Origin of the sequence: Pseudomonas sp. FW305-28 (assembly GCF_017351395.1) — a bacterium.
In the GTDB taxonomy this organism is placed as follows: Bacteria; Pseudomonadota; Gammaproteobacteria; order Pseudomonadales; family Pseudomonadaceae; genus Aquipseudomonas; species Aquipseudomonas fluorescens_AA.
Genome location: NZ_JACNDD010000026.1, coordinates 1 through 23,002, shown reverse-complemented (window position 1 = coordinate 23,002; position 23,002 = coordinate 1). Strand labels below are relative to the sequence as shown.

21 protein-coding genes are annotated in these 23,002 nt (G+C 61.6%); 1 reads left to right on the top strand and 20 read right to left on the bottom strand.

Features of this window, described 5'->3' with window-relative positions; all coding sequences use genetic code 11:
- Positions 1-21: 21 nt before the first annotated feature.
- The 5 genes from surE to J4E53_RS08725 are packed head-to-tail and all read right to left on the bottom strand — an operon-like array spanning position 22 to position 4,297.
- On the bottom strand, positions 22-771 hold the full coding sequence (gene surE, locus J4E53_RS08745) for a 5'/3'-nucleotidase SurE (protein WP_103308749.1): 750 nt from the start codon (positions 769-771) through the stop codon (positions 22-24).
- Entirely contained in the window at positions 759-1,817 is a 1,059-nt protein-coding gene (truD, locus tag J4E53_RS08740) for a tRNA pseudouridine(13) synthase TruD (RefSeq protein ID WP_103308750.1), read from the bottom strand. The genes surE and truD overlap by 13 nt, the downstream gene beginning before the upstream one ends.
- Entirely contained in the window at positions 1,814-2,287 is a 474-nt protein-coding gene (gene ispF, locus J4E53_RS08735; protein WP_003184863.1) for a 2-C-methyl-D-erythritol 2,4-cyclodiphosphate synthase, read from the bottom strand. The genes truD and ispF overlap by 4 nt, the downstream gene beginning before the upstream one ends.
- A gap of 43 nt (positions 2,288-2,330) precedes the next feature.
- Positions 2,331-3,176 (bottom strand): S-formylglutathione hydrolase, encoded by an 846-nt coding sequence (fghA, locus tag J4E53_RS08730; protein WP_060738984.1) that lies wholly within the window; start codon positions 3,174-3,176, stop codon positions 2,331-2,333.
- 8 nt (positions 3,177-3,184) lie between these two features.
- Positions 3,185-4,297, bottom strand: a complete 1,113-nt coding sequence (locus tag J4E53_RS08725) for an S-(hydroxymethyl)glutathione dehydrogenase/class III alcohol dehydrogenase (protein ID WP_060738985.1) — start codon at positions 4,295-4,297, stop codon at positions 3,185-3,187.
- Positions 4,298-4,404: 107 nt separating this feature from the next.
- Between J4E53_RS08725 and J4E53_RS08720 the strand changes: the two genes are divergently transcribed.
- Positions 4,405-5,301 carry a LysR substrate-binding domain-containing protein gene (locus tag J4E53_RS08720; protein ID WP_060738986.1) on the top strand — a complete coding sequence of 299 codons (897 nt, stop codon included), beginning with the start codon at positions 4,405-4,407 and terminating at the stop codon, positions 5,299-5,301.
- 161 nt (positions 5,302-5,462) lie between these two features.
- Here J4E53_RS08720 and ispD read toward each other — a convergent pair whose 3' ends face one another.
- The 15 genes from ispD to bamA form a co-directional block, all read right to left on the bottom strand.
- On the bottom strand, positions 5,463-6,170 hold the full coding sequence (gene ispD, locus J4E53_RS08715) for a 2-C-methyl-D-erythritol 4-phosphate cytidylyltransferase (RefSeq protein ID WP_103308753.1): 708 nt from the start codon (positions 6,168-6,170) through the stop codon (positions 5,463-5,465).
- Complete coding sequence (gene ftsB / locus J4E53_RS08710; RefSeq protein WP_003184873.1) at positions 6,167-6,445, bottom strand: cell division protein FtsB; 279 nt, start codon at positions 6,443-6,445, stop codon at positions 6,167-6,169. The genes ispD and ftsB overlap by 4 nt, the downstream gene beginning before the upstream one ends.
- A 171-nt stretch (positions 6,446-6,616) precedes the next feature.
- Positions 6,617-7,906, bottom strand: a complete 1,290-nt coding sequence (gene eno, locus J4E53_RS08705; protein WP_072408299.1) for a phosphopyruvate hydratase — start codon at positions 7,904-7,906, stop codon at positions 6,617-6,619.
- Between the two features lie 246 nt (positions 7,907-8,152).
- Positions 8,153-8,998, bottom strand: coding sequence for a 3-deoxy-8-phosphooctulonate synthase (gene kdsA, locus J4E53_RS08700; protein WP_060738989.1), 846 nt, complete (start codon positions 8,996-8,998; stop codon positions 8,153-8,155).
- Positions 8,999-9,002: 4 nt separating this feature from the next.
- Positions 9,003-10,634: a CTP synthase gene (locus J4E53_RS08695; protein ID WP_003184880.1), complete on the bottom strand. Its 1,632-nt coding sequence runs from the start codon at positions 10,632-10,634 to the stop codon at positions 9,003-9,005.
- A gap of 274 nt (positions 10,635-10,908) precedes the next feature.
- Entirely contained in the window at positions 10,909-12,237 is a 1,329-nt protein-coding gene (tilS, locus tag J4E53_RS08690) for a tRNA lysidine(34) synthetase TilS (RefSeq protein ID WP_060738990.1), read from the bottom strand.
- 135 nt (positions 12,238-12,372) lie between these two features.
- Positions 12,373-13,320 carry an acetyl-CoA carboxylase carboxyltransferase subunit alpha gene (locus J4E53_RS08685; protein ID WP_060738991.1) on the bottom strand — a complete coding sequence of 316 codons (948 nt, stop codon included), beginning with the start codon at positions 13,318-13,320 and terminating at the stop codon, positions 12,373-12,375.
- A 149-nt stretch (positions 13,321-13,469) separates the two neighbouring features.
- Positions 13,470-16,991, bottom strand: coding sequence for a DNA polymerase III subunit alpha (gene dnaE / locus J4E53_RS08680; RefSeq protein ID WP_060738992.1), 3,522 nt, complete (start codon positions 16,989-16,991; stop codon positions 13,470-13,472).
- Positions 16,992-17,192: 201 nt separating this feature from the next.
- Positions 17,193-17,846, bottom strand: coding sequence for a ribonuclease HII (gene rnhB / locus J4E53_RS08675; RefSeq protein WP_060738993.1), 654 nt, complete (start codon positions 17,844-17,846; stop codon positions 17,193-17,195).
- Positions 17,843-18,973 (bottom strand): lipid-A-disaccharide synthase, encoded by a 1,131-nt coding sequence (lpxB, locus tag J4E53_RS08670; RefSeq protein ID WP_060738994.1) that lies wholly within the window; start codon positions 18,971-18,973, stop codon positions 17,843-17,845. Before lpxB ends, rnhB begins: the two co-directional genes overlap by 4 nt.
- Before the next feature lie 2 nt (positions 18,974-18,975).
- The gene (gene lpxA, locus J4E53_RS08665) at positions 18,976-19,752 is read right to left on the bottom strand and encodes an acyl-ACP--UDP-N-acetylglucosamine O-acyltransferase (RefSeq protein WP_053118863.1); all 777 of its coding nucleotides are present in this window, start codon (positions 19,750-19,752) and stop codon (positions 18,976-18,978) included.
- Positions 19,749-20,189, bottom strand: a complete 441-nt coding sequence (fabZ, locus tag J4E53_RS08660; RefSeq protein WP_003184897.1) for a 3-hydroxyacyl-ACP dehydratase FabZ — start codon at positions 20,187-20,189, stop codon at positions 19,749-19,751. The genes lpxA and fabZ overlap by 4 nt, the downstream gene beginning before the upstream one ends.
- 105 nt (positions 20,190-20,294) lie before the next feature.
- Complete coding sequence (lpxD, locus tag J4E53_RS08655) at positions 20,295-21,350, bottom strand: UDP-3-O-(3-hydroxymyristoyl)glucosamine N-acyltransferase (RefSeq protein WP_060738995.1); 1,056 nt, start codon at positions 21,348-21,350, stop codon at positions 20,295-20,297.
- Between the two features lie 3 nt (positions 21,351-21,353).
- Positions 21,354-21,857 (bottom strand): OmpH family outer membrane protein, encoded by a 504-nt coding sequence (locus J4E53_RS08650; RefSeq protein ID WP_003184901.1) that lies wholly within the window; start codon positions 21,855-21,857, stop codon positions 21,354-21,356.
- A 45-nt stretch (positions 21,858-21,902) separates the two neighbouring features.
- Positions 21,903-23,002 (bottom strand): outer membrane protein assembly factor BamA (bamA, locus tag J4E53_RS08645; RefSeq protein WP_207268125.1); only part of this gene is annotated, 1,100 nt, incomplete at its 5' end.

Here is a 23,002-nt window from a genome sequence, read left to right as displayed (position 1 = left end):
TATCGTCTTGCTCACGAGCCATCAGCGCAGCCCCTCCAGCCAGCCATCGAGACTTCGAAAGGCGTCATTGAAGGTGCGGTCCAACTGCAACGGCGTGATCGAGACATAACCTTGCATCACTGCATGGAAATCGGTGCCCGGCCCGCCGTCCTCGGCATCCCCGGCGGCGGCGATCCAGTAGCCGGCCTTGCCGCGTGGGTCGACCACGTGCGTGGGCCTGGCAGCGCGGGCGCGGTGGCCCAGGCGCGTGAGCTGGATGCCACGGATATGATCGAGCGGCAGATTCGGGATATTCACGTTCAACACCGTACGTGGCGGCAGGTCCAGCGCACCATGGGCTTCGACCAATTTACGGGCGAAGTAGGCGGCGGTCGGCAAGTTGTCGACCTGGCGTGAAACAAAGGAAAAGGCGAACGACGTGTTTCCCAGGAAGCGACCTTCCAGGGCAGCGGCGACTGTCCCGGAATAAAGCACGTCATCCCCCAGGTTGGCGCCCAGGTTGATGCCCGACACCACCATGTCCGGTGCTCGTTCCAGCAACCCGTTGATACCCAGGTGCACGCAATCGGTCGGGGTGCCGTTGAGGCTGATGAAACCGTTATCCAGATAGCAGGGGTGCAACGGACGGTCGAGCGTCAGCGAGCTGCTGGCGCCGCTTTTGTCCTGGTCCGGAGCGATGACCACGCACTCGGCAAAATCCGCCAGCGCAGCATAAAGCGCGGCAAGACCGGGTGCTGTCACCCCGTCGTCGTTAGAAATCAGAATACGCATGGGCTGTCCGTCTGCCCCACCGGCACCAGATCGACGAGTTCGCGCACCAAGACAGTGGCGAAACATCCGGCCGGCAGGACGAATTCCAATTGCAGAATGTCAGGCTGGGGATAATGCCACGACAGCCCGCCAATGGGCAGTCGCAGGATGCGACGTTCGTGACTCATTCCCGCGTTTATCAACCAGTCCCGCAGATCGGCCTCGCCCTCGGCGATGGCCTGTTCCAACTCAAAGGTCGCGCCGGCGGCAGGCGATGGTCCCTCGCCCCACTGCGGCCCGGTCGGATGCAGATCGAGGATCGCCAGGCGCGGATCGCTGCACTCAGCCTCACCGGCCGGGAAAAAACTGCGGCTGTCGGTGAAAGCCAGCAAGTCGCCGACCTGCGCTTGTTGCCAGGTGCCATCGGCGACCCGCGCCGCCAGCACCCGGTTGAACAGGAAACTGCGGGCGGTGGACAACAGTCGCGAGCGTACATTGCGCTGTTCCGGCAAGGCCTTGCGCGCCGCCCAGGCACGGGCGTCGGCGACATTACCGCCGTCATGGCCGAAGCGCTGGGCGCCGAAATAATTGGGGATACCCTGGCGCATGATCTGTTGCAGCCGCGCCTCGATGGCGGCCACGTCCCCCTTGAACTGGGTCAGGCGCAGGGTGAAGCCATTGGCCGAGTGCGCGCCGCGTTGCAGCTTGCGTCGATGCCGGCCAGTCTTGAGGATCTTCAGCGTGTCGTTCTGTGCCGCCGACAGATCCGGATCGGCCTTGCCCGGCAGTTGGACGCTGAACCACTGGCGGGTCAGGGCCTGGCGATCCTTGAGCCCGGCGTAGCTGACGGTGCGCAACGGCACGCCGGCGGCCTTGGCGATGCGCCGGGCGGCCTCTTCAGTGTTCAGGCCGCGCTTTTCCACCCAGATCCACAAATGCTCGCCATCGCCCGTCAACGGGATATCGAGCACTTCGTCGACCTGGAAATCTTCAGCGGTGGCCTTGAGGACCGCGCTGCCCAGCGATGGGCCATAGGCACGCGGCCCCAACAGTTCCAGTTCGGTCATGGGCGCAGCAACAAGGCAACGGAATGGACGGCAATGCCTTCTTCGCGCCCGACGAAACCAAGCTTCTCGGTGGTGGTGGCTTTCACGTTCACTTGGTCCAACTCAACTTGAAGATCCTCGGCGATCAACTGGCGCATCGCTTCGATGTGCGGAGCCATTTTGGGGGCCTGGGCAACGATGGTGTTATCGACATTGCCGACTTTCCAGCCCTTGGCATGGATCAGCGAGACCACATGGCGCAGCAGCACGCGGCTGTCGGCGCCTTTGAATTGCGGGTCGGTGTCGGGGAAGTGCTTGCCGATGTCACCCAGCGCCGCGGCGCCGAGCAAGGCATCGCTCAAGGCATGCAGCAGGACATCACCGTCAGAATGCGCGAGCAGCCCGAAGCCGTGTGCGATCCGCACGCCGCCCAGAGTAATGAAGTCGCCTTCAGCGAAACGGTGAACATCGTAGCCGTGGCCAATACGCATAAAAAAACGCCCCGATTTTTGTCAGGGCGTGATTCTACCTGCATTAGGCGTTTAGAGCGCGCGCATGATGCTGCAAGTGGTCGTCAATGAAGCTGGCGATGAAGAAGTAGCTGTGGTCGTAGCCCGGTTGCAGGCGCAACTCCAACGGATGGCCGGCGGACTTGGCCGCCTGTTGCAAGGCTTCGGGCTTGAGCTGGTTGGCCAGGAAATCATCGCGATCGCCCTGGTCCACCAGCAATGGCAGCTTCTCCTGCGCCTCGGCAATCAATGCACAGGCATCCCATTCCCGCCATTTCGAGCGGTCCTCTCCCAAGTAACGGGAGAACGCCTTCTGGCCCCAAGGGCAATCCATTGGATTGTTGATCGGCGAAAAAGCCGACACCGAACGGTAAAGCCCCGGGTTGCGCAAGGCGCAGACCAGCGCACCGTGGCCGCCCATGGAGTGGCCGCTGATGCCGCGTTTGTCCGAAGCCGGGAAATGCGCTTCGACCAGCGCCGGCAATTCCTGCACCACGTAGTCATGCATCCGATAGTGCCGCGCCCACGGATCCTGCGTGGCGTTCAGATAAAAGCCCGCCCCCAGGCCGAAGTCCCAGGCATTGTCCGGATCGCCCGGCACGTCGGCACCACGAGGGCTGGTGTCCGGCGCGACGATGATCAGGCCCAGCTCGGCGGCCATGCGCTGGGCGCCGGCCTTTTGCATGAAGTTCTCGTCGGTGCAGGTCAGCCCGGACAACCAATACAGCACCGGCAACTTGCCGCCCTGCTCGGCTTGCGGTGGCAGGTACACGGCAAACACCATGTCACAACCCAGCACGTCGGAACGGTGCCGGTAGCGCTTGTGCCAGCCGCCAAAGCTTTTCTGGCAGGAAATGTTTTCCAGACTCATGACCGACCTCAGAAATGGATAACGGTGCGGATGCTCTTGCCTTCATGCATCAGGTCGAACGCCTTGTTGATATCTTCCAGGCCCATGGTGTGGGTGATGAAGGTATCCAGCGGGATCTCGCCCTTCTCGGCCATTTCCACGTAGCTTGGCAATTCGCTGCGCCCGCGCACGCCGCCAAAGGCCGAACCGCGCCAGACGCGCCCGGTCACCAACTGGAATGGACGGGTAGCGATTTCCTGGCCGGCGCCGGCCACGCCGATGATCACCGACTCGCCCCAGCCCTTGTGGCAGCATTCCAGCGCGGCGCGCATCAACTGGACATTGCCGATGCACTCGAAGGAAAAGTCCACGCCGCCGTCAGTCATGTCGACGATGACTTCCTGGATCGGACGGTCGAAGTCTTTCGGGTTGACGCAATCGGTGGCGCCCAGTTGCTTGGCGATTTCGAACTTGGCCGGGTTGATGTCGATGGCGATGATCCGCGCGGCCTTGGCCTTCACGGCGCCGATCACGGCCGACAGGCCGATGCCGCCCAGGCCGAAGATCGCCACGGTGTCACCCGGCTTGACCTTGGCGGTGTTGAGCACCGCGCCGATGCCAGTGGTGACGCCGCAACCCAGCAGGCAGACTTTTTCCAGCGGCGCTTCTTTTGGAATCTTCGCCACGGAAATTTCCGGCAGCACGGTGTACTCGGAGAACGTCGACGTGCCCATGTAGTGGAAAATCGTCTCGCCCTTGTAGGAAAAACGCGAAGTGCCATCCGGCATCAGGCCTTTGCCCTGGGTGGCGCGAATCGCCTGGCAGAGGTTGGTCTTGCCCGACTTACAGAATTTGCACTGGCCGCACTCCGGCGTGTACAGCGGGATCACATGATCACCCACCGCCACCGAAGTCACGCCTTCGCCGATGGCTTCGACAATGGCACCGCCTTCATGACCCAGGATCGACGGGAAGATCCCTTCCGGGTCGGCGCCCGACAGGGTATAGGCGTCGGTGTGGCAGACACCGGAAGCCACCACGCGCAACAGCACCTCGCCCGCCTTGGGCATGGCGACGTCGACTTCAACGATTTCCAGGGGTTTCTTGGCCTCGAAGGCAACGGCAGCGCGCGACTTGATCATCCGGGTTCTCCAGCAAATAAATACAGGACCGGGAGTGTAATCCTCCGCCGGACAATGAATAATCCAGCCAAAAGCAAAACATTATTGCTGTACAGGGATAATCCTCCATGTCCGATAACCGCTGGGAAGGCATCGACGAATTCGTGGCCGTGGCCGAATGCAGCCAATTCACCGCTGCGGCCGAGCGTCTCGGGGTTTCGTCCTCCCATATCAGTCGACAAATCGTACGGCTCGAAGAGCGTCTACAGACACGTTTGCTGTACCGCAGCACCCGCCGGGTGACCCTGACCGAAGCCGGACAAACTTTTTTGCAGCATTGCCAGCGCCTGCAGGATGGACGCGAAGAAGCACTGCGAGCCGTCGGCGACCTGACCAGTGAACCCAAGGGCATGCTCCGCATGACCTGTGCCGTGGCCTATGGCGAACGGTTTATCGTGCCACTGGTGACGCGGTTCATGGGGCTCTACCCACAGTTGCGGGTCGACGTCGAGCTGAGCAATCGCCCGCTGGACCTGGTGCATGAGAGCCTGGACCTGGCGATTCGCCTGGGTCGCTTGCAGGACTCCCGCCTGGTCGCCACGCGCCTGGCGCCCCGGCGCATGTACGTGTGCGCCTCACCCTCTTACCTGGAACGCTATGGCCGGCCCCACAGCGTGTCGGAACTGAGCCGCCACAATTGCCTGATCGGCAGCTCCGACATCTGGCAACTGGAGCAGAACGGGCGGGAATTTTCCCAACGAGTGCAGGGAAACTGGCGCTGCAACAGTGGGCAAGCGGTGCTCGATGCGGCGTTGCAAGGGGTGGGGTTGTGTCAGTTGCCGGATTATTACGTGCTGGAGCATCTGCACAGTGGTGCGTTGATCTCGCTGTTGGAAGCCCATCAGCCGCCGAATACGGCGGTGTGGGCGTTGTATCCACAGCAGCGGCATCTGTCGCCGAAGGTGCGCAAGTTGGTGGAGTATTTGAAGGAGGGGTTGGCGCAGCGGCCGGAGTATCGGGGATGACAGTGAATTTTATGTTGCCTGAACGATTGCTATCGCGAGCAAGCTCGCTCCCACAGGGGTTTATCGTCGAATGATGGGCACCGGTCCCCATTGTGGGAGCGAGCTTGCTCGCGATGGCGCCGGCCCAGATGCTGAAGATCTAACGAGGGGACAGGTCCCGCTCAATGCCGATTCGCCCACCGCTGGCGCAACCACTCCAAATCTTCCGGCCGGGTGACCTTGATGTTATCCGAACGCCCTTCAATCAACCGAGGCGCCTGCCCTGCCCATTCCATGGCGGATGCTTCGTCGGTAATCACCGCATCCGCCACCAGGCTGTCAGCCAGGGCTCGGTGCAAGGCACCGAGGCGGAACATCTGCGGCGTGTAGGCTTGCCAGATCACGCTGCGATCAACGGTTTCCAGTACGCGGCCATGCTTGTCGACGCGCTTGAGGGTGTCGCGCGCCGGAACGGCCAGCAGACCGCCGACCGGGTCGTTCGCCAACTCGCTGAGCAGTGTGTCCAGGTCGGCCCGAGCCAGGTTGGGCCGGGCAGCGTCGTGCACCAGCACCCAATCGTGGTCGTCGGCGCCCTGCCCGTGCAGATACAGCAAGGCATTGAGCACCGAATCCGAACGTTGCTCGCCACCGTCGACACGCTGGATACGTGTGTCGCTGGCGCAGGCCAGGGTCGGCCAGTAAGGATCATCGTGTGCAAGGCTGACCACCACACCCTTGACGGTGGGATGGTCGAGGAAACAGCCGAGGCTGTGTTCGAGAATTGTACGTCCGCCCAGTTGCAGGTATTGCTTGGGACGGTCGGCGGCCATTCGGGCGCCAACGCCCGCGGCAGGAATCACGGCCCAGAAGGCCGGCAAACGCATACTCATTGGGCCAACTGGTAGAGGGTTTCGCCCTCCTTGACCATGCCCAGTTCATGTCGAGCCCGCTCTTCAACGGTCTCCATGCCTTTTTTCAACTCTGTCACTTCGGCGTCCATCACCCGATTACGCTCCAGCAGCGCCTCGTTTTCGGCGTGTTGGTCGGCAATTTGCTGAGTCAGGTCGGCCACTTGCGCCAAGCTGCCATTGCCCACCCACAGGCGGTACTGCAGGCCGGCCAGCAACAGGAGCAAGACAAGAAACAACCAATTGGGACTGCGCATCGAATATCAGGTATCCAGTGAAAAAAGACCGCCATGCCAAACTTTGAAGCGTCTGATAGCACGAAGCCTGGAAGAACCAGGCTTGTGCTTGATAAGGCATCAGATTAGAGGCAAAACCGCCACCATGGGCGACTTTGCGACCAAACCCGCTGTCTTTTTACCATTTACCGCTTAGCCGCGAAACTCGGCGCGACCGTTGTACTTGGCCTTGCCATTCAATTGCTCTTCGATACGCAGCAGTTGGTTGTACTTGGAAACGCGGTCGGAACGGCACAGCGAACCGGTCTTGATCTGGCCTGCCGCAGTGCCCACGGCCAGGTCGGCAATGGTCGAGTCTTCGGTTTCGCCGGAGCGGTGGGAGATCACGGCGGTATAGCCGGCGGCCTTGGCCATCTGGATGGCTTCCAGGGTTTCGGTCAGGGTGCCGATCTGGTTGAACTTGATCAGGATCGAGTTGGCGATCTTCTTGTCGATGCCTTCTTTCAGGATCTTGGTGTTGGTCACGAACAGGTCGTCACCCACCAGTTGGGTCTTCTCGCCGATCTTGTCGGTGAGGATTTTCCAGCCAGCCCAGTCGGACTCGTCCAGACCGTCTTCGATGGAGATGATCGGATAACGTTCGGTCAGGCCCTTGAGGTAGTCGGCGAAACCTTCAGCGGTGAACACCTGGCCTTCGCCGGACAGGTTGTACTTGCCGTCTTCGAAGAACTCGCTGGCGGCGCAGTCCAGGGCCAGGGTCACGTCGGTACCCAGTTTGTAGCCAGCGTTGGCCACGGCTTCGGAGATCACTTTCAGCGCGTCTTCGTTGGACGCCAGGTTCGGTGCGAAACCGCCTTCGTCGCCAACCGCGGTGCTCAGGCCACGGGCCTTCAGCACGGCCTTGAGGTGATGGAAAATCTCGGTACCCATGCGCAGGCCTTCGGAGAAGGTCTTGGCGCCAACCGGCTGCACCATGAATTCCTGGATGTCGACGTTGTTATCGGCGTGCTCGCCGCCGTTGATGATGTTCATCATCGGCACCGGCATCGAGTAGACACCCGGGGTACCGTTGAGGTTGGCGATGTGCGCGTACAGCGGCAGGTCCTGATCCTGGGCAGCGGCCTTGGCAGCGGCCAGGGACACGGCGAGGATCGCGTTGGCGCCCAGGGTGGCTTTGTTCTCGGTACCGTCGAGCTTGATCATCGCGTGATCGAGGGCTTTCTGGTCGGCAGGGTCCTTGCCCAGCAACAGTTCACGGATCGGACCGTTGATGTTGGCGACGGCTTTGAGCACGCCCTTGCCCAGGTAACGGCTCTTGTCGCCATCACGCAGCTCCAGCGCTTCGCGCGAGCCAGTGGAAGCACCGGACGGCGCGCAAGCGCTGCCGATGATACCGTTGTCGAGAAGCACGTCCGCTTCAACAGTGGGGTTGCCGCGGGAGTCGAGAACTTCACGACCTTTGATGTCGACGATTTTTGCCATTGTTGTAAACACTCCAAAGTTGACTAGAACGTTGCAGAAAACTTGCTCGCGCTCAGCTGCGAAGCAGCCAAGCGCCTGGATGGGAGCGCTTCGCGCTCCAGCGGGAGCAAGCTCCCTCGCCACAAAGAGCAAGGCTTGCCGACGATGAGCCCTGAAGGACACCATCGCAGGCCATGCTCCCACAAGAGCAGTGCGGCCAGCAGGCCAGAGCGATAATCGAGCGGTACTTTACCGGAGAAAACCGCGTTACGCGGTTTCTATCGTCGGAAAACCCTTGACCAGCTCATCCAATGCCTTGAGCTGAGACAGGAAAGGTTCCAGCTTGTTCAAGCGCAAGGCACAAGGGCCGTCGCACTTGGCGTTGTCCGGATCGGGATGGGCTTCGAGGAACAGGCCGGCCAGGGACTGGCTTATGCCCGCCTTGGCCAGATCGGTGACCTGGGCGCGACGACCGCCAGCGGAGTCGGAACGACCACCGGGCATCTGCAAGGCGTGAGTCACGTCGAAGAACACCGGGTACTCGAACTGCTTCATGATGCCGAAGCCGAGCATGTCCACTACGAGGTTGTTATAGCCGAAGCTCGAGCCACGCTCGCAGAGGATCAACTGGTCATTGCCGGCCTCTTCGCACTTGCTCAGGATGTGCTTCATTTCCTGGGGCGCGAGGAACTGGGCTTTCTTGATGTTGATCACCGCACCGGTCTTGGCCATCGCCACCACCAGGTCGGTCTGGCGCGACAGGAAGGCCGGCAACTGGATGATGTCGCAGACCTCGGCGACGACCGCGGCCTGGGCCGGCTCGTGGACGTCGGTGATGATCGGCACGCCAAAGGCTTGCTTGATGTCCTGGAAGATCCGCATGCCTTCTTCCAGGCCCGGGCCACGGTAGGACGTCACGGACGAGCGGTTGGCCTTGTCGAAGCTGGCCTTGAACACGTAAGGGATACCCAGTTTCTGGGTCACCTTCACGTATTCCTCGCAGACCTGCATCGCCATGTCGCGGCTTTCCAGCACGTTCATGCCGCCGAACAGCACCATGGGCTTGTCATTGGCAATTTCGATGTCGCCGACGCGGATGATCTTCTGGGCCATCGTCTTATGCCTTTTTCTGGTGTTGAGCCAAAGCGGCCTTCACGAAACCGCTGAACAGCGGATGACCGTCCCGTGGCGTCGAGGTGAACTCAGGGTGGAACTGGCAGGCGACGAACCACGGATGGTCCGGGGACTCGACCACTTCCACCAGCGCGCCATCACCGGAACGACCGGAGATCTTCAGGCCGGCCTCGATCAGTTGCGGCAGCAGGTTGTTGTTCACTTCGTAGCGATGACGGTGACGCTCGACGATCACATCCTTGGCGTAGCAATCGTGCACCTTGGAGCCGGCTTCGAGCAGGCATTCCTGAGCGCCCAGACGCATGGTGCCGCCCAGGTCCGAGCTTTCGGTGCGCACTTCCACAGCGCCGGTGGCATCTTCCCACTCGGTGATCAGGCCCACGACCGGATGGCCGCTGGCGCGATCGAACTCGGTGGAGTTGGCGTCTTTCCAGCCCAGCACGTTACGGGCGAACTCGATGACCGCCACTTGCATGCCCAGGCAGATCCCCAGGTAAGGCACCTTGTTTTCGCGAGCGTATTGCACGGCGGTGATCTTGCCTTCCACGCCCCGCAGGCCGAAACCGCCCGGCACGAGGATCGCATCGGCGCCTTCGAGCAGGCCGGTGCCCTGGTTCTCGATGTCTTCGGAATCGATGTAGCGCAGGTTGACCTTGGTGCGGTTGCTGATACCGGCGTGACTCATCGCCTCGATCAGCGACTTGTAGGCGTCCAGCAACTCCATGTACTTGCCGACCATGGCGATGGTGACTTCGTGCTCCGGGTTGAGCTTGGCATCGACCACGGCGTCCCATTCGGACAGGTCGGCACCGGCGCACTGCAGGCCGAAGCGCTCGACGACGAAATCGTCCAGGCCCTGGGAGTGCAGGATGCCCGGGATCTTGTAGATGGTGTCGGCGTCTTCCAGGCCGATGACCGCGCGCTCTTCAACGTTGGTGAACTGGGCGATCTTGCGACGCGACGAGATGTCGATCGGGTGATCGGAGCGGCAGATCAGCACGTCCGGCTGCAGGCCGATGGAACGCAGTTCCTTGACCGAGTGCTGGGTCGGCTTGGTCTTGGTTTCGCCAGCAGTGGCGATGTACGGGACCAGGGTCAGGTGCATCAGCATCGCGCGCTTGGCGCCGATTTCGAAACGCAGCTGGCGGATGGCTTCGAGGAACGGCTGGGACTCGATATCGCCCACGGTCCCGCCGATTTCGACCATCGCCACGTCGGCGTCGCCGGCACCCTTGATGATGCGGCGCTTGATTTCGTCGGTGATGTGCGGGATGACCTGGATGGTCGCGCCCAGGTAGTCACCACGACGCTCCTTGCGCAGCACGTGCTCGTAGACACGGCCGGTGGTGAAGTTGTTGTTCTGGGTCATGGTCGTGCGGATGAACCGCTCGTAGTGGCCCAGGTCCAGGTCGGTCTCGGCGCCGTCGTGGGTGACGAACACTTCACCGTGCTGGAACGGGCTCATGGTGCCCGGGTCGACGTTGATGTACGGGTCCAGCTTGAGCATGGTGACCTTAAGTCCCCGCGCCTCCAGGATGGCCGCCAATGAAGCCGAGGCAATGCCTTTCCCCAATGAAGAAACAACACCGCCCGTGACGAATATGTAGCGCGTCATGAAAAACCCTAGAAGTCTGCGTTAAAGCGGTCCGAGCCGCCGGGGAAAGCGAAGGAAGGCCGAAGCCCCCGATCACCTGCATTAATCACAGTGCACCTTTCAAAAAAACCGCCGCGTTGGGACAGACCGGAAGTGAAATCACCGGTACGTTGCTCGCTACACATTTTTTGGAATCGCCCAGCAAAGACTGCTTGGTAATCGGCAACTCCTGCAATTCAGGCGAATCCACAGAAGTTGTATCAAGAAGGGAGCGTAGTCTACCGGAAAGCCCCTTTCAGCTCAAACCCAGATCTTGGTTTCCTGGCGTCCAGATCAATTGCCAACTGCCATCAGCGGGTGTGTCGAGCCCGGCCAGGTTGGCCACCGCCAGCAATTGCTCGCCTTGATAGAGCAGCGGCAATCGGCCGCGAACGAACGCCGGCACGCCCTTTTCATTGAGCAAACGCTTGAGATCACGATGACCACGACTCGCTAACGCCAGCACCTCGCCGCCTTGACGATAGCGCACGCTAACCCGCCCCGCAGGCGGCTGGCCGATAAGCACCACCTGACCGTTGCCCGGCAAGGGCAGCGGCAGCGCCGGATCTGCCCAGTCGACGGGGCCTGGCAGCGAACATAGCCAGTGGTCGGATAACCACCAGACCCGCCCGGCGGCCCGGTGCAGCTCGCCGCCGGCCAGGCGCCAGATGGGCCGGGCATCGTCCGCGGCATCGCGCAACGAGTCCCAGCCCACCCAGTGATCGCTGTCGGGCAGCAGGGTCAGGGGTGCCAGCCAGTGGCTCAACGCGTTGCGCTGACGGGCCGGCGACAACGCCCGCAACGGCGCCAGCACCAGCGATGGCAGCCCAAGCCAGTCGAACGCATCTGGCGTCACGACCTGGGCCAAGTCGATCCGCGCCAAGTCGTCCAGCAAGCCTTGGCCTTCACCCATGTGTGCAGCACTTCGGGCCAGGGTCGCCGAGGCTTGCGGCCAGTGTGCGGCCAGCACTGGAAAAACCCGCTGGCGCAGGTAGTTGCGCGCGTACCGGTGATCATCGTTGGACGGGTCGTCGATCCAGCTCAAGCCCTGTTGCGTCGCATAGGCTTGCAGCTCGGCACGGGACACCTCGAGCAACGGCCGCAGCAGATGCCCCAGACCCAAAGGTCGCTGCCGTGGCATCGCCGCCAAACCCCTCACCCCTGCCCCCCGCAGCAGGCGAAACAACAAGGTTTCGGCCTGGTCATCACGATGCTGGGCGGTGAGCAGCACTTCATTGCCATGGAGGGCCGCCACGAACGCGCCATAACGCGCCTCCCGGGCAGCACGCTCGATACTGGCGCCAGGGCGCACTTGTACATTCACCACGTCCAGCGGTACGCCAAGAGCCGCACAGACCGAACGGCAATGATCCGGCCACGCCTCGGCCACTGCCTGAAGGCCGTGATGCACATGGATAGCACTCAACGCGGGCAGGACGTGGTGTTGCGAAAGGGTCGCGAGCAGGTGCAACAGGACGGTGGAGTCGAGGCCGCCGGAGAAGGCGATGCGCCAGGTGGCGGCGTTGCGCCAGGGGGATAGCTGTGTGAGGAGCCGGGTGGGCAGGTCGATCCTGGGCTGATTCATAGAAACTGGCCTCACACAAATCAAATGTGGGAGCGAGCTTGCTCGCGATTGGCGGTGTATCAGTCAACTTATCTGTTGAATGTTAAACCGTTATCGCGAGCAAGCTCGCTCCCACACAGGGGTACAGCGCTTGGATCAGAGACCGTAGCTCATCAACCGCTCGTAGCGACGGGCCAGCAGCGCGTCGTTGTCGAACTTCTTGAGCATCGACAGCTGGGAACTCAGCTCGGCGCGGATCAGTGCCGCCGCCGCAGCCGGGTCGCGGTGGGCGCCGCCCACGGGCTCGTTGATCACTTTGTCGACGATGCCGAGGCCTTTGAGACGCTCGGCGGTAATGCCCATGGCCTCGGCGGCATCCGGCGCCTTCTCGGCAGTTTTCCACAGGATCGAGGCGCAGCCTTCCGGCGAGATCACCGCATAAGTGGAATATTGCAGCATGTTCAACTGGTCGCAGACACCGATGGCCAACGCACCGCCGGAACCACCCTCGCCAATCACGGTGGCGATGATCGGGGTTTTCAGGCGTGCCATGACGCGCAGGTTCCAGGCAATCGCTTCGCTCTGGTTGCGCTCTTCGGCGTCGATGCCCGGGTAGGCGCCCGGGGTGTCGATGAAGGTCAGGATCGGCATCTTGAAGCGCTCGGCCATCTCCATCAGGCGGCACGCCTTGCGGTAGCCTTCCGGACGCGGCATGCCGAAGTTGCGGCGCACCTTCTCGCGGACTTCGCGGCCTTTCTGGTGACCGATCACCATCACTGGCTGCTCGTCCAGGCGGGCAACGCCGCCGACGATCGCGGCGTCGTCGGAGAAGTGACGGTCGCCATGCAGCTCATCGAACTCGGTAAAGATGTGGTCGATGTAGTCCAGGGTGTAGGGACGACGCGGGTGACGTGCCAGGCGAGCGATCTGCCAGCTGGTGAGCTTGCCGAAGATGTCTTCGGTCAGCGTGCGGCTTTTGTCCTGCAGACGAGAGATTTCATCGCCGATATTCAGCGAATTGTCATTACCGACCAAGCGCAACTCTTCGATCTTGGCTTGCAGGTCGGCGATCGGCTGTTCGAAATCTAGAAAATTCGGGTTCATAGGCGTCCGTCTTGGGTCGACGTCCAAGAGAGCTTGGGCCGGCCGGTTGTCTATTCGCGCCTACCTTAAGGGAGAGGCGCGTTCAGGTCGAGATTAAAAATTCAGGTCGAGATCAGGGGCATTCCGGTTTCAACAGTGGCCCCTGGCCGTCAACGGTATTGGAGGAAGACGTTGTCTTTGCCGAACTGGTCACGCAAGGCTTGAATCAACGCATCCGCCGGATCGATCCGCCAGCCTTCGCCGAACTGCAGCACGGCCTTGGCATCGGGGCGTACGTACTCCATGGTGATCGGGCAGGCACCGCGATGGCGCTTGAACAATTCGCCCAACCAGCGTAGCTGATCGCCCTTGAGGTCCTGGGTCTGCAACTTCAGGCGCAGGCTCTCGGCCAGGTTGGTACGGGCATCTTCCATGCTCATCACCCGCTTGACCCGCAACCGCAGGCCACCGGAGAAGTCATCGTTGCTGACTTCGCCTTCCACCACCACCATCGCGTCGGTCTGCAACAGCGACTGCGCCGAATGGAACGCATCGGCGAAAAGTGACGCCTCGATGCGCCCGGAGCGGTCGTCGAGGGTGATGAAGCCCATCTTGTCGCCCTTTTTGTTCTTCATCACCCGCAGGGCGATGATCATGCCGGCGACCGTCTGGGTGTCGCGCGCCGGCTTGAGGTCAATGATGCGCTGGCGGGCGAAGCGGCGGATCTCGCCTTCGTATTCGTCGATCGGGTGACCGGTGAGGTACAGGCCCAGGGTGTCTTTTTCACCCTTGAGGCGTTCCTTGAGGGTCAGCTCCTTGGCCTTGCGATGGTTGCCGTAGACATCGGCGTCCTCCTCGACGAACAGCCCGCCAAACAGGTCGGCGTGGCCGCTGTCGTGGGTACGGGCGGTCTGTTCGGCGGCCTTGATCGCCTCCTCCATCGCCGCCAGCAACACCGCGCGGTTGCGGTCGATGTTGGCCTGGTAGGCCTTGGGCTCATCCTGGAAGTAAGGCCCGAGCCGGTCCAGGGCGCCACTGCGGATCAAACCGTCAAGGGTGCGCTTGTTGATGCGCTTGAGGTCAACCCGCGCGCAGAAATCGAACAGGTCCTTGAACGGCCCGTCCTGGCGCGCTTCGGTGATGGCTTCCACCGGCCCCTCGCCCACGCCCTTGATCGCGCCGAGGCCATAGATGATGCGGCCTTCGTCGTTCACCGTGAACTTGAACTCCGAAGCGTTCACGTCCGGTGCGTCGAGGCGCAGCTTCATGGTCCGCACTTCTTCGATCAAGGTCACGACCTTGTCGGTGTTGTGCATATCCGCCGACAGTACCGCGGCCATGAATGGCGCCGGGTAATGGGCCTTCAACCATGCCGTCTGGTACGACACCAGGCCATAGGCAGCGGAGTGGGATTTGTTGAAGCCGTAGCCGGCGAATTTTTCCACCAGGTCGAAGATGTTGCCCGCCAGGTCCGCATCGATGCCGTTGTTCGCGCAACCTTCGATGAAACCACCGCGCTGCTTGGCCATTTCCTCGGGCTTTTTCTTACCCATGGCTCGACGCAGCATGTCCGCGCCGCCGAGGGTGTAGCCGGCCATCACCTGGGCAATCTGCATCACCTGTTCCTGGTACAGGATGATGCCGTAGGTCGGGGCCAGCACCGGCTTGAGGCCGTCGTACTGATAATCCGGGTGCGGGTACGCCAGCTCGGCGCGACCGTGCTTACGGTTGATGAAGTCATCCACCATGCCCGATTGCAGGGGCCCCGGACGGAACAGGGCCACCAGTGCGATCAGGTCTTCCAGGCAGTCGGGCTTGAGCTTCTTGATCAGCTCCTTCATGCCCCGGGATTCAAGCTGGAACACCGCCGTGGTTTCAGCTTTTTGCAACAGGCTGTAGGTCGGCTTGTCGTCCAGCGGGATGAAGGCAATGTCCAGCGGCTCTTCGCCGACCTTGGCCCGGTCGCGGTTGATGGTTTTCAACGCCCAGTCGATGATCGTCAGGGTCCGCAGGCCGAGGAAGTCGAACTTCACCAGGCCCGCCGCCTCGACGTCGTCCTTGTCGAACTGGGTTACCAGGCCGTCGCCTTCTTCATCGCAATAGATCGGCGAGAAGTCCGTCAGCTTGGTCGGCGCGATGACCACGCCCCCGGCGTGCTTGCCGACGTTACGCACCACGCCTTCGAGCTTGCGGGCCATCTCCCAGATTTCCGCGGCCTCTTCGTCGACCTTGATGAAGTCCCGCAGGATTTCTTCCTGCTCATAGGCCTTCTCCAGGGTCATGCCGACTTCGAAGGGAATCATCTTCGACAGGCGATCCGCCAGACCGTAGGACTTGCCCTGCACCCGCGCCACGTCACGCACCACCGCCTTGGCGGCCATGGAACCGAAGGTGATGATCTGGCTTACCGCGTTGCGGCCATATTTCTCGGCCACGTAGTCGATGACCCGGTCGCGGCCGTCCATGCAGAAGTCGACGTCGAAGTCGGGCATGGATACCCGTTCCGGGTTGAGGAAACGTTCGAACAGCAGGTCATATTCCAGTGGGTCGAGGTCGGTGATCTTCTGCACGTAGGCCACCAGCGACCCGGCACCCGATCCACGGCCAGGGCCCACCGGCACGCCGTTGCTCTTGGCCCACTGGATGAAGTCCATCACGATCAGGAAGTAACCGGGAAAACCCATCTGGATGATGATATCCAGCTCGAAATTCAACCGATCGACATAGACCTGGCGCTTGGCTTCGTAATCTTCGGTGGTGTCCTTGGGCAACAGGACACGGAGGCGTTCGTCGAGGCCGTCGAAGGAGACTTTGCGGAAATATTCGTCGATGGTCATGCCATCGGGAATCGGGAAGTTGGGCAGGAAGTGCTTGCCCAGCTTCACTTCGATGTTGCAGCGCTTGGCGATCTCGACGGTGTTTTCCAGCGCCTCGGGCAAGTCGCTGAACAACTCGGCCATTTCCTCGGCGCTCTTGAGGTATTGCTGGTCGCTGTAGTTCTTCGACCGACGCGGGTCGTCGAGGGCGCGGCCCTCACCGATGCAGACCCGTGTTTCGTGGGCTTCGAAATCTTCCCGCTTGATGAACCGCACGTCGTTGGTCGCCACCAGCGGCGCGCCGATCCTGTCCGCCAGGGCCACGGCGGCATGCAGGTGCTCTTCGTCATTGGGACGGTTGGTGCGTTGCACCTCGATGTAGAAGCGGTCCGGGAACACCGCCATCCAGTCACGGGCCAGGGTCTCGGCTTCGTCGGGATTGCCACTGAGCAGGGCCAGGCCGATTTCACCTTCCTTGGCTGCCGACAGCATGATCAGCCCTTCGCTGGCCTCGGCCACCCACTCGCGCTCGATGATGATCGAGCCGTTGCGCTGGCCATCGATAAAACCGCGGGAGATCAGCTCGGTGAGGTTGCGATACCCCACGGCGTTCATCGCCAACAGGCTGATACGGCTCAGCGGCGCGTCCGGGTCCTTGTTCGACAACCACAGGTCGGCGCCACAGATCGGCTTGATCCCGGCGCCCATGGCGGCCTTGTAGAACTTGACCAGCGAGCACATGTTGTTCTGGTCGGTAACCGCCACGGCAGGCATGTTCATGCCCACCAGGGTCTTGACCAGGGGCTTGATCCGCACCAGACCGTCGACCAGGGAGTATTCAGTGTGCAGGCGTAGATGAACGAATGAAGCCGGCATAGTGATCCTGCGTTAAGTCATGAAAACAACAAGGCCCGGATTGTACCGGGCCTTGGGTAAAACATCAGCCTGCAACCCATACCGCTCTTTGAAGCGATTGAATCCGTGGCGAGGGAGCTTGCTCCCGCTGGGCTGCGCAGCTGCCCCCTTCTTATGGGCGCTTCGCACCCAAGCGGGAGCAAGCTCCCTCGCCACAATGAGTCAGGCGAATCTCTCGCTTTCGATCAAGCCATCACGGGCTTCATAAGCCAGCCGCACCGGGGCGAACGAGCGCCGGTGGATCGGCGTCGGCCCCAGGCGCGCCAGGGCTTCCAGATGAACGGGGGTCGGGTAGCCCTTGTGGCTGCCGATGCCGTAGCCTGGGTAGATCAATTCGAAAGCCGCCATTTCCCGGTCACGACTGACCTTCGCCAGGATCGAGGCCGCCGCGATGGCCGGCACCTTGCCGTCGCCCTGGATGACCGCTTCGGCGCGCATCGACAGTTTCGGGCAGCGATTGCCATCGATCATCGCCAGCTTCGGCGTGATGTGCAGGCCCTGCACCGCACGCTGCATGGCGAGCATGGTGGCGTGGAGGATATTGAGTTCATCGATCTCTTCGACTTCGGCCCGGGCGATGCACCAGCTCAGGGCTTTCTCGCAGATTTCGTCGTAGAGTTTTTCGCGACGGGCTTCGGTGAGCTTCTTCGAATCATTGAGCCCCAGGATCGGCCGGTTCGGGTCGAGAATCACCGCCGCCGTCACCACCGCGCCGCACAATGGGCCGCGCCCCACTTCATCGACACCGGCCACCAGTTCTTCCACTTCGGCAACCAGGTTGAAGTCCAAGCCCATCTGTAGCTTTACGTTGCTCATGGTTTTGCGCCAATCAGGGTCAGTACCGCGTCAGCCGCCTGGTTGGAGGCATCGCGACGCAGGGTACGGTGAATTTCGTCAAAGCCGCGAGTCTGTTCCTCGCCGCCGTCGATCAAGGGCGAGAGCGTGCTGGCCAGCGCCTCGGCGGTCGCATCGTCCTGCAGCAGCTCCGGCACCAACAGGCGTTGGGCCAGCAGGTTCGGCAAGGACACGTAGGGGCTCTTGACCATGCGCTTGAGAATCCAGAACGTCAGCGGCGCCAGGCGATAGGCGACCACCATCGGGCGTTTGTACAACAACGCCTCAAGGGTAGCAGTGCCGGAGGCAATCAACACCGCATCACAGGCCGCCAACGCGTCGTGGGAACGGCCGTCGAGCAACGTCACCGGCAAATCGCGACCGACCAGCAGGGCTTCCAGCTGGACGCGACGCTGCGGGCTGGCACACGGCAGGACAAAACGCACACCAGGGCGCAGCGCCAGAAGGCGTTCGGCGGCGTCGAAAAAAAGGCCACCCAGGCGACTCACTTCGCCGCCCCGGCTGCCGGGCATCAAGGCCACCAGCGGCCCGTCGGGCAAGCCCAACGCCTGGCGGGCGGCCTCGCGGTCGGCTTCCAGGGGAATGGTATCGGCCAGGGTGTGCCCGACAAACCGCACCGGCACGCCCTTCTCTTCGTAGAACCTGGCCTCGAACGGCAGCAGCGTCAGCATCAGGTCGCAGCCTTCGCGGATCTTCAGCACCCGCTTCTGCCGCCAGGCCCAGACCGACGGGCTGACGTAGTGCACGGTCTTGATCCCGGCCTGACGCAATTTGAGTTCGATAGTGAGGGTGAAATCCGGCGCATCGATGCCGATGAACACATCCGGTTTTTCTTCGATCAGGGTCTGGATCAGTTTCTTGCGCCGTGCCAGCAGCTCGCGCAAGCGACCGAGCACTTCCACCAGCCCCATCACTGACAGGCGTTCCATCGGAAAATAGGAGGTCAGGCCTTCGGCCTGCATCAACGGCCCACCGACCCCGATGAACTCAACCGCGGGGTGCTGCGCCTTGAGCGCTCGCATCAGACCCGCGCCCAGAATGTCACCGGAAGCCTCTCCCGCCACCAGTGCAACGCGCACGTTAGCCATGGTCAGCGAGTGATGCCGCGGGTCGAAGACTGGATGGAGTCGCGGAAGATCGCGACTTCCGGGTATTGCGCCGACGCCTCGGCCAGTTCGGCGAGCGCCTGTTCGACGGTCAGGCCCTGGCGGTACACCACCTTGTAGGCGCGACGCAGGGCTGTAATCGCCTCTTCGCTGAAACCACGACGGCGCATGCCTTCGAAGTTCATGCTGCGGGCTTCAGCCGGGTTGCCGAACACCGTGACATAGGCCGGGACGTCCTTGCCGATGGCGGTGCCCATGCCAGAGAAGCTGTGGGCGCCGATATGGCAATACTGGTGCACCAGGGTGAACCCGGACAGGATCGCCCAATCGTCCACGTGTACATGGCCGGCCAACGCGGTGTTGTTGACCAGGATGCAGTGGTTGCCAATCACGCTGTCATGGCCGATGTGTGCGTAAGCCATGATCAGGTTGTGGTCGCCCAGGGTCGTTTCGGAACGATCCTGGACGGTGCCACGGTGAATCGTCACGCCTTCGCGGATCACGTTGTGATCGCCGATGACCAGACGGGTTTCTTCACCTTTGTACTTGAGATCGGGCGTGTCCTCGCCTACCGAAGAAAACTGGTAGATGCGGTTGTGCCGACCAATCCGGGTCGGCCCCTTGAGAATTACGTGGGGACCGATCACCGTACCCTCGCCGATTTCCACACCTGCGCCGACAATCGACCACGGGCCGACCTCGACATCGGCGGCCAGGACGGCCGTCGGATCGATGATTGCGCGAGGGTCGATCAAACTCATAGTTTGCGTTCCGCACAGATGATTTCAGCGGAGCAGACTGGCTTGCCGTCGACCGAAGCCTGGCATTCGAATTTCCAGATCTGGCGCTTGCAACTGATGAACTTGGCTTCGAGGATCAACTGGTCGCCCGGGGTGACCGGCTGGCGGAAGCGCAGCTTGTCGGAACCGACGAAGTAATAGAGCGTGCCGTCGGCAGGCTTGACGTCGAGCATTTTGAAACCAAGGATCCCGGCAGCCTGGGCCATCGCCTCGATGATCAGGACGCCCGGCATGATTGGATGCGCGGGGAAGTGACCATTGAAGAACGGCTCGTTGATGCTGACATTCTTATAGGCGCGAATGCGCTTGCCTTCAACGTCCAGGTCCACCACCCGATCCACCAGCAGGAACGGGTAACGGTGAGGCAGGTATTCGCGAATCTCGTTGATGTCCATCATTTCGGGGGGAAGCCTATGTAAAGATTGGGAGCGCACGAGTGACGCGCACTCCGCTAGCAAATCAAGATGCCCTAACGGCTGTGCACACTTGATATGGAAATGGTATCAGCCATCTGATGAAGCATTGCCGCCAGGGGTCACGTCCCCTACACGCTTTTCCACCTGCTTGAGGCGCCGCGCGATGTCGTCGAGCTGGCGGATACGCGCCGCGCTCTTGCGCCATTCGGCTGCCGGTTGCATGGCTGTGCCGGAAGAATAGGCACCCGGCTCGGTAATCGAGTGGGTCACCATGGTCATCCCGGTCAGGAACACGTTGTCACAGATGTCGATATGGCCCACCAGGCCCACGCCACCGGCGAGCATGCAGTGCTTGCCGATCTTGGTGCTGCCGGAGATGCCCACGCAGGCGGCCATGGCGGTGTGGTCACCGACCTGGACGTTGTGGGCGATCTGGATCTGGTTGTCGAGCTTGACGCCATTGCCGATGACCGTGTCGGCCAGGGCACCGCGGTCGATCGCGGTGTTGACGCCGATCTCCACGTCATCGCCAATGGTGACGCCACCGATCTGGGCGATCTTCTGCCAGATGCCTTTCTCGTTGGCAAAACCGAACCCTTCGCCACCCAGCACGGCGCCGGACTGGATTACCACCCGCTTGCCGATGCGCACATCGTGGTACAGGGTGACCCGTGGGGCCAGCCAGCCACCTTCGCCGATCTCGCTGCGTGCGCCAATGACGCAATGGGCACCCAGCGTGACACCCGCACCAATGCGGGCCGCGCTTTCGATGACCACGAACGGACCGACGCTGGCCGTGGGATCGACCACGGCATCCGCCGCGATCACCGCGCTGGGATGAATACCAGCAGCCGACTTGGGCTTGGGATCGAACAGATGGGAAATTCGCGCATACGCCAGGTACGGATCGGGCACGATCAGGGCGTCGCCGGCAAACCCTTCGGCATCGGCAGCCTTGAGCAACAGCGCGGCGGCCCGGCTATCGGCCAGATACTTGCGATACTGAGGATTTGCCAGGAAGCTCAACTGAGCTGGGCCAGCCTCTTGCAAAGTGGCTAGCCCAGTAATTGCCTTCTCCGGGTCGCCACGCAGGGTGGCGCCGAGGAACTCGGCCAACTGGCCAAGCTTGATGGTCGCTGTCATGGATTACTTCAGCTGATTCATGCGCTCGATAACCTGGCGCGTGATGTCGTATTGAGGCTTGACATCGATCACTGCGCCACGCTCGAACACCAGGTCAAAACCACCTTTCTTGATGACTTCTTCCACGGCGCTGTCGAGCTTCGGCTTGAGTTGCTTGAGCATTTCGCGGTCGGCAACGGCTTTCGCTTCGTTCAGCTCCTTGGACTGGAACTGGAAGTCACGGGCCTTTTGCTTGAATTCAAGCTCCAGACGCTCGCGCTCGCCCTGGGCCATCTTGTCGCCACCGGCGACCAGACGATCCTGAATGCCCTTGGCGCTGCTTTCCAGGCCTTTGAGCTTGGTCAGTTGCGGGCCGAATTTTTTCTCCGCATCCACGGCGTACTTCTTCGCCGCGTCGGATTCCAGCAGGGCCATCTGATAATTCAGCACGGCAATCTTCATGTCGGCAAAAGCCGGACCGGCGACCAGTACGGTCGCCAGGAGAACCAATTGAGTCAACTTACGCACGATGCACTCCTACAAAATCCATTGTCGTTGTCATGGGTCAGACGCTTAGAACGTCTGGCCGAGGGAGAATTGGAACACTTGGGTTTCAGCGTCATCCGGCTTCTTGATCGGCATCGCCAGTGCGAAACTCAAAGGACCCAGCGCGGTGACCCAGGTCACGCCCACACCGACGGAACTGGCCAGGTTGCTCAGGCTGATGTCGTTGCACTTTGTGTCGGACTTGGTGCCGTTGGCGTTGGTGGTGTCACTGCAACTTGAATCGAAAACGTTACCCACGTCCCAGAATACCGAGGTACGCAGGGAGCGTTGATCTTTGACGAACGGCATTGGGAACAGCACCTCAAGGCCACCCTGGATAAGGACATTGCCACCGAACGGCAGTGGATCCTGGTCCGGGTCTCTAATGGTGCCCGGGTTATTGCCCTGACTCGGCGTACTGCGCGGGCCCAGGGTACTGTCCTTGAAGCCACGTACCGAGTTGAAACCACCGGCGTAGTAGTTCTCGTAGAACGGCAGGCCATCGGTCGAGCCGTAGCCGTCACCATAGCCCAGCTCGGTGTGCAGGCGCATGGTGTAGTTGTCAGACAGCGGCTGGAACAACTGGCCACGGTAGTCGAGCTTGAAGAACGACAGGTCACTGCCAGGGGTGGTGGTTTCGAACACCAGGCTCTGGGAATGGCCACGGGTCGCCAGCACGCCCTTGTTCAGGGTCGACTCGGACCAGCCGGCGGACGCCTTGAAGTTCAGGTAGCTGTCGCCTTCCTTGTTAACGAAGTCGAAGATCTCGTCGACGGTGTAGCGACCGGTGTTGATCTTGTCCTGCTGGGCGGTGAGGCCGAAGGTCAGGCGCGAGGTCTCGCTGATCGGGTAGCCGATGTTGGCGCCGACACCGTAGCTGTCCACCGCATAGCTGGAGATGTCAGAGTCCAGCTCGTCGTAGTCGGTGGTGCGGTAGAAGGCGTTGTAGCCCAGGCTCACGCCGTCAGCGGTCCAGTAGGGGTCCACGAAACCGAAGTTATAGCGGGTCTGGTATTCGCTACGGGTCAAGCCGATGCTGACCTTGTTACCGGTACCCAGGAAGTTGTTCTGGGTGATCGAGCCACCGAGGATCAGGCCGGCGCTCTGGGCAAAACCGACGCTGGCGG